This is a genomic window from Oscillibacter sp. (assembly GCF_032060045.1).
Classification (GTDB): Bacteria; Bacillota; Clostridia; order Oscillospirales; family Oscillospiraceae; genus Oscillibacter.
Genome location: NZ_DAMBZJ010000002.1, coordinates 123,830 through 130,101 on the forward strand (window position 1 = coordinate 123,830; position 6,272 = coordinate 130,101).

Annotated in this window: 5 protein-coding genes; all 5 read left to right on the forward strand. The window is 56.8% G+C overall.

Annotated features, from left to right (window positions below; all coding sequences use genetic code 11):
• The first annotated feature begins 3 nt into the window (after positions 1 to 3).
• Positions 4 to 1,536 carry an ABC transporter ATP-binding protein gene (locus RT018_RS01605; protein WP_312938847.1) on the forward strand — a complete coding sequence of 511 codons (1,533 nt, stop codon included), beginning with the start codon at positions 4 to 6 and terminating at the stop codon, positions 1,534 to 1,536.
• A complete protein-coding gene (locus tag RT018_RS01610; protein WP_312938799.1) occupies positions 1,523 to 2,581 on the forward strand; it encodes an ABC transporter permease in 1,059 nt (352 codons plus the stop codon). Before RT018_RS01605 ends, RT018_RS01610 begins: the two co-directional genes overlap by 14 nt.
• Positions 2,578 to 3,534: an ABC transporter permease gene (locus tag RT018_RS01615; RefSeq protein ID WP_312938800.1), complete on the forward strand. Its 957-nt coding sequence runs from the start codon at positions 2,578 to 2,580 to the stop codon at positions 3,532 to 3,534. The genes RT018_RS01610 and RT018_RS01615 overlap by 4 nt, the downstream gene beginning before the upstream one ends.
• 58 nt (positions 3,535 to 3,592) lie before the next feature.
• Positions 3,593 to 5,353: an adenine deaminase gene (ade, locus tag RT018_RS01620; protein WP_312938801.1), complete on the forward strand. Its 1,761-nt coding sequence runs from the start codon at positions 3,593 to 3,595 to the stop codon at positions 5,351 to 5,353.
• Between the two features lie 18 nt (positions 5,354 to 5,371).
• Positions 5,372 to 6,272 (forward strand): amidohydrolase family protein (locus tag RT018_RS01625; protein ID WP_312938802.1); only part of this gene is annotated, 901 nt, incomplete at its 3' end.

Genomic DNA, 6,272 nt, shown 5'->3' on the forward strand with positions numbered 1-6,272 from the left:
CACATGGAAAATCGTATTGCAGTGGAACTCAGGCATATTAAAAAGCACTTCGGACCTGTCAAGGCAAATGACGATGTCAATTTAAAGGTCCGTGCCGGGGAAATCCACGCCATTCTGGGAGAGAACGGCTCTGGCAAGAGCACGCTGATGAACGTCCTCTCGGGTCTGTACGCTCCGGACGGAGGGGAAATTCTTATAGGGGGAACGCCGGTATGTATCCGCTCCCCCAAGGACGCCATACTCAATGGCATCGGGATGATCCACCAGCATTTCAAGCTGGTGGACGCCCTTTGCGCCTGGGAAAACATTGTCGGGGGCATGAAAACCCGGACGCTGCTGCGCAAAAAGCGGGCTATTGCCGAAATCATGACGCTGTGTGAAAAATATGGTCTTCCGCTGGACCCCGAAAAGAAAATCTGCGGGATGAGCGTTGGTGAGAAGCAGACGGTGGAAATTGTAAAAGCCCTGTACCGGGGCGCGGAGGTTTTGATTCTGGACGAGCCAACCGCCGTTTTGACGGTGCAGGAGACGGAGCGGCTGTTTGAAATCCTGCGAGAGATGAGGGCGAAGGGCCGCGCCGTCATCATCATCACCCACAAGCTTCAGGAAGTCATGAACGTCAGCGACCGGGTGACGGTTTTGCGAAAGGGCGTCAGCGTGGATTCCATCGTGACCGCGCAGTCCAGTCCCTCGCAGCTTGCGGAGCTGATGGTGGGTCGGACGGTGGATATTTCGGTGCCCTATGCACAGACGCCCCCGGAGCAGCACCAGCCGGTTCTGTCCATCCGAAATCTTCATCTTACGGAGCGGGGTGCTGGCGAAACGCTGAACATTGACCGGCTGGACGTCTGCGCCTGCGAAATTCTGGGGATTGCCGGGGTGGCTGACAGCGGACAAAGGGAACTGTGTGAGTCCATCGTGGGCCTGCGGGCAGCGGAGGGCAGCGTGCTGCTCAAGGAGACCGAGCTGATCGGTCTGGATTCTGAAGCCATGCTGCGGCAAGGAATCCGGATTGGCTTTGTGCCGGAGGACCGGCTGGGCATGGGGCTTGCGGCGGGGTTAAGTATCAGCGACAACGCCGCGCTGCGCACCTATCGATCTGACCATGGGCCATTCCTGAACAAAAAGGCAGAGACGGTTCAAGCCGTCCGTCTGACCGAACACTATCATGTCAGCGCCTTCGGCGTGGAGCAGCCGATCCAGAGCCTATCCGGTGGTAACATCCAAAAGGTGCTGCTGGGCCGCGAAATTGACCGGGGCGCAGATCTGTTCATCGCGGCCTACCCTGTGCGGGGTTTGGACATCGGAGCTTCCAATTTTATCTACGAAAAGCTCAACGAGGAGAAACAAAAAGGCGTTGCCATTTTGTTTGTTGGGGAGGATTTGGACGTTCTGCTGGGCCTTTGCGACCGGATTGCGGTGCTGCACGGCGGCGAGCTGATGGGCGTGGTGGACGCGAAAGCAGCCACCAAGGAGCAGCTTGGCCTGCTGATGATGGGGCAGAGACAGAGGGAGGAATGTTATGCTGCGAATTGAACGGAAAGCAACCAGCAAATTCCTTCTTCAGCGGATTGTCTCTCTTGCGGTGGCCCTGGCTGCGGCGGGAGTGGTCGTGGCAATCTGCGGGTACGACCCGATTGTGGTATACCGGGAGATGCTGAAGGGTTCCTTCAGCTCCATCTACTATGTACAGCAGACCGTTCAGAAGGTGATCCCGCTTTTGATGATGGGACTTGGGGTAGCCGTCTGTTTTAAGATGAACTTTATCAACATCGGCGCGGAGGGACAGTTCTATATGGGCGCGACGGCAGCGACCTATGTGGCTCTGAACGTCAACGGTCCACCCGCCCCAGTCACGATGCTTTTGATGTTTTTGGCCGCCTTTCTTGCAGGTGGCTGCTGGTGTTTGATTGCGGGATATTTAAAGTCGAAGTGGGGCGTAAGCGAAACGCTGGTGACGCTGATGCTCAACTATGTGGCCATCAAGCTGGTGTCCTATCTCCAGTATGTTCTCTGGAAGGACCCTCAATCCTTTGGCTTTCCCAAAATCGCCAATTACCCGGCAGAGCTTCAGCTCAAACCCGTGCTGGGCGTCCATTCCGGGTGGATTGTCGCCCTTGTTCTGACGGCGCTTGTATGGATTCTGCTCCACCGCAGCAAGCTGGGTTATGAATTGTCCGTGATGGGCGCCAACGAACAAACGGCGCGCTACGCGGGGATGAACACCAAAAAAATTCTTCTACTGGCAAGTCTCTTAGGCGGCGGCGTGTGCGGCCTTGCGGGATTGATTCAGGCCGCAGGCGCGGAGCACACGCTAAACGACCAGATGGGGGGCGGCATGGGTTATACCGCCATTGCCATTGCCTACATGTCCCGGATGGAGCCACCGGTGATTCTGGCGGTTTCCTTTCTGTTTTCCATTCTGCTTCAGGGGGGCGGCTATATGCAGATTTCCATGCAAATTCCCTCCGCTGCGGGTAACGTGATTCAGGGAATCATTCTGCTGTTCATTCTGGGGAGCGAATTTTTCTCCACTTACCGGGTCGTCCTGACCCGCACGCAAAAGGAGGCGGCAAAATGAACGAAGCGGCTTTGTTCTTTCAAATGTCCGTGCAGCTGGGCACGCCGTTTCTGCTGGCCACTTTAGGGGGCATTCTGTGCGAAAAAGCGGGACATTTGAACCTTGGCATGGAAGGAATGATGATGCTGGGCGCGTTTTTTGGCTTTCAGGCGGGGTTTCTCAGCCACAGCCCGGCGGCAGCCCTCCTCATGGCGGCGGCGGGGGGCGCGCTGGGCGCGCTGATTTATGCCGTGATCACCGTGACCCTTATGGGAAATCAAACGGTGACCGGCTTTGCGCTGACGATTTTCGGTACGGGCCTTGCTAATTTTCTGGGCAAGGCGTATTCCAGCCAGATCATGGACAGCTCCGTCACCTCCGCATTGGGACCTCGCAGCATTCCGGGTCTTTCCAAAATTCCATTTCTGGGACCGGTGCTGTTTTCCCAAAGCCTGTTTGTGTACCTCTCCCTGTTTCTTGCAGTGGGACTGCTGTTTTACTACCAGAAAACCCGGTTCGGCCTTGCCGTTCGCATGGTGGGCGAAAACCCCGGAACGGCGGATGCCTCCGGCGTCAATGTGACGCTGTACAAATATGTGCACATTCTTTTTGGGGGCGCGCTATGCGGCCTTGGGGGCGGGTATCTCTCTTTGGTATACGTCCCTTATTGGCAGGACAACATCACCGCAGGTATGGGCTGGATTGCGGTGGCTCTGGTTATTTTTTCTGGCTGGAACCCTGTCAAGGCGATTTTGGGGTGCTATCTCTTTGGAATTTTGAAGGGGATGACCCTGAAATTTCAGGGAGTCTCACTCTCCGTCTTGGGCCTTGATCTCTCTCTCGCCGCGCAGGTGATGGATATGCTGCCCTATATTCTTACGGTGGTGGTGCTGGTGCTCTCCGCCATTTCTAAAAAGGGCGCGGGCGCAGGCCCGGCCAGCATTGGAAAGCCCTATTTCCGGGAGGCCCGGTGAATATGGCTGCCCGCATCCCATCCCCGTTTTGTGAATATTAAACATACAGGAGGTTGCCATGGACAACAAGTTGATTCAAGTGGCGCTGGGGAAAACCCCCGCCGACATTGTGATTAAAAACGGCAGGCTGGTAAACGTCGTCACCCATGAGATCTATGCGGCGGAAATTGCGGTGGCAAATGGGAAAATTGCTTCCATCGGTCCCGTGCCCGCAGGCGCGATGGGCCCGGATACACAGATCATCGACGCCGAGGGCATGTTTCTCGCCCCCGGATTTCTGGATGCACACATCCATATCGAGAGCAGCATGCTCTCTTACACGGAGTTTGCAAAGATGGTGGTCAAGCATGGAACCACCGCCGTGGCCACCGACCTGATGGAGGTGACTATTGTCTCCGGCATCGAGGGGATGAAAGAGGTGCTGGCAGAGTCCAAACATACGCCGGTGAAGCTCTATTATCCCATCCCGGCCTTTATGGAGGAAAACGGCATCCAGACCACCGGCAGTACGCTGCACAGCGAGATGATCGACCAGCTGATTACGCTTCCCGAGGCCGTGGGCCTTGCCGAGGTATTGGCTCCGCCGATTTTGGCGGAGAGCCCCGCTTCCGCCCATATGCTGGACTTGGCGGAGCGGTATCGCAAAACCGCAGAGGGCCACGCACCCGCCGTTATGGGCGAAAACCTGAACGCCTATGTGGGCGCGGGAGTCACCAGCGACCATGAGAGCACCAATCATGAGGAAGCACTGGCCAAGCTGCGGATGGGCCTGCATGTACTGATGCGGGAAGGCTCCGCCTCCACGGACCTGCGTCCCTGCCTGAACATCATTACGCAGGAGCATGTGGACACCCGTTATTGCTCCATGGTCAGCGACGACATCGACGCGCTGCACATCAGCCGCCTCGGCCATTTGGACAACAAGGTCCGCATCGCCGTGGCAGAGGGGGTGGACCCCATCACCGCCATCCAGATGGTGACGCTCAATCCCGCCGAAAGTTTGCGCATTCAGGACCGGGTGGGCAGTATTACCCCGGGCAAAATCGCGGACATCGTGTTCCTCTCCTCCTTGGAAGAGTGCCGCGTGGAGCGGGTAATTGCAAACGGCGAACTGGTGGTGGACGGGCGCACTCTTGTTAAGGAGCTGCCCGCGCCCAATTACAGCGACCTTCTGCGGGACACCGTCAAGCTCTCCCACAAAATTACGGGAGACGATCTGGTTTTAAAGGCAGACCCCAGCTATACCCGGGCAAGGGTTCATGTCATTGGTGCATCTCACGACACCCTGCTCACCGACGCGCTGGAAGCAGAGCTGACCGTTGCAGGCGGCGTAATTCTGCCCGATGTGGAAAATGACGTACTGCGCATTGCCTGCGTGGAGCGCTATGGGAAAAACGGCAGCATCGGCAGGTCGTTTATCAAGAACTTTGGCCTGAAATCCGGGGCCATTGCCATCAGCGTGGGACATGACCACCACAACATCTCCGTGGTGGGCAGCGACGCAGAGGACATGGCCTTTGCGGTCAACCGCATTGCCGAGCTGCAAGGTGGCCTTGTGCTGGTGAAGGACGGCAAGGTTCTCTCTGAAATTCCCCTGCCCATCTGCGGCCTGCTTTCCAATCTGGATGGAGAGTCCGTGGCTGAAAAGCTGGCGGAGCTGATTGGCATTCTTCGGACGCTGGGCTGCGAAGTGCCTTCTCCCAACATCACCCTCTCCTTCATCACCCTGATATTCATTCCCTGCTTTGGCATCACCGATCAAGGCCTGTTCGACGTGCGGCAATTTAAGCTGATCGACCCGGTGATTTCCTTACATTAAAAGGAGGAGATACGTTTTATGAAACAGATATTCCTAAAAAACGGGTTCATCGTCACCATGGCCGAGGGGCATGAGACGGTGTACGACGGCGGCGGCGTTCTGGTGGAAGACGGCAAAATCAAGGCAGTGGGCCGGATTGACCCCAAAGCGGTTGCTCCGGATGCCGAGATTATGGATTTAAACGGGAAATACGTTTTGCCCGGCTTTGTCAACACCCATGTTCACACCTCCCAGCAGATCAGCCGGGGCGTGGGTGACGACGTGGACTTTGTCACCTGGCTTCACAAGCGGATGTGGCCCTTTGAGAGCAACATGACGGAGGAGGATTCCTATATCTCCACGCTGGCCACTTGTCTTGAGATGATTAAAACCGGCGTCACTTCCTTCGCGGAGCCGGGCGGACAGTTTGTGTCCGGCATGTGCCGCGCCGTGGCAAAATCCGGTCTGCGGGCAAAGCTTGCAAAGTCTGTGATGGACTGCGGCGAGGGACTGCCCCCCGTCTGGCAGCGCACCATGGAGGAAGAGCTGGAGCAGCAGGTTCTTGATCTGGAGAAGTATCACAACACCGCGGACGGGCGGGTTCAGGTCTGGTTTGGCCTGCGCACGATTTTTAACAACACCGACGCACTGTGCGTCAAAACCAAGGAGCTGGCGGACAAATACGGCGTGGGCATCCATATGCACGTGGCCGAAGCAAAGGAAGAGAAGGAATACACTTACGACCGCTGGGGCAAGGGCACTGTGCAGCATCTGGAGGAGTTGGGAGTGCTCAGTCCCAACCTGCTGGCAGTCCACACCGTGTGGCTGACAGACGAGGAAATTGCGCTCTTTAAAGAACGGGACGTGAAGGTGTCTCACAATCCGGCATCCGCCATGCGGGTGCTGGGCTTTGCGAGAATCCCCAAAATGCTGAGCGAGG

Excerpts from the sequence above, each read along its gene's own strand:
- RT018_RS01605 (WP_312938847.1), top strand. The coding sequence starts at position 4 with ATGGAAAATCGTATTGCAGTGGAACTCAGGCATATTAAAAAGCACTTC.
- RT018_RS01610 (WP_312938799.1), top strand. The coding sequence starts at position 1,523 with ATGCTGCGAATTGAACGGAAAGCAACCAGCAAATTCCTTCTTCAGCGG.
- RT018_RS01615 (WP_312938800.1), top strand. The coding sequence starts at position 2,578 with ATGAACGAAGCGGCTTTGTTCTTTCAAATGTCCGTGCAGCTGGGCACG.
- ade (WP_312938801.1), top strand. The coding sequence starts at position 3,593 with ATGGACAACAAGTTGATTCAAGTGGCGCTGGGGAAAACCCCCGCCGAC.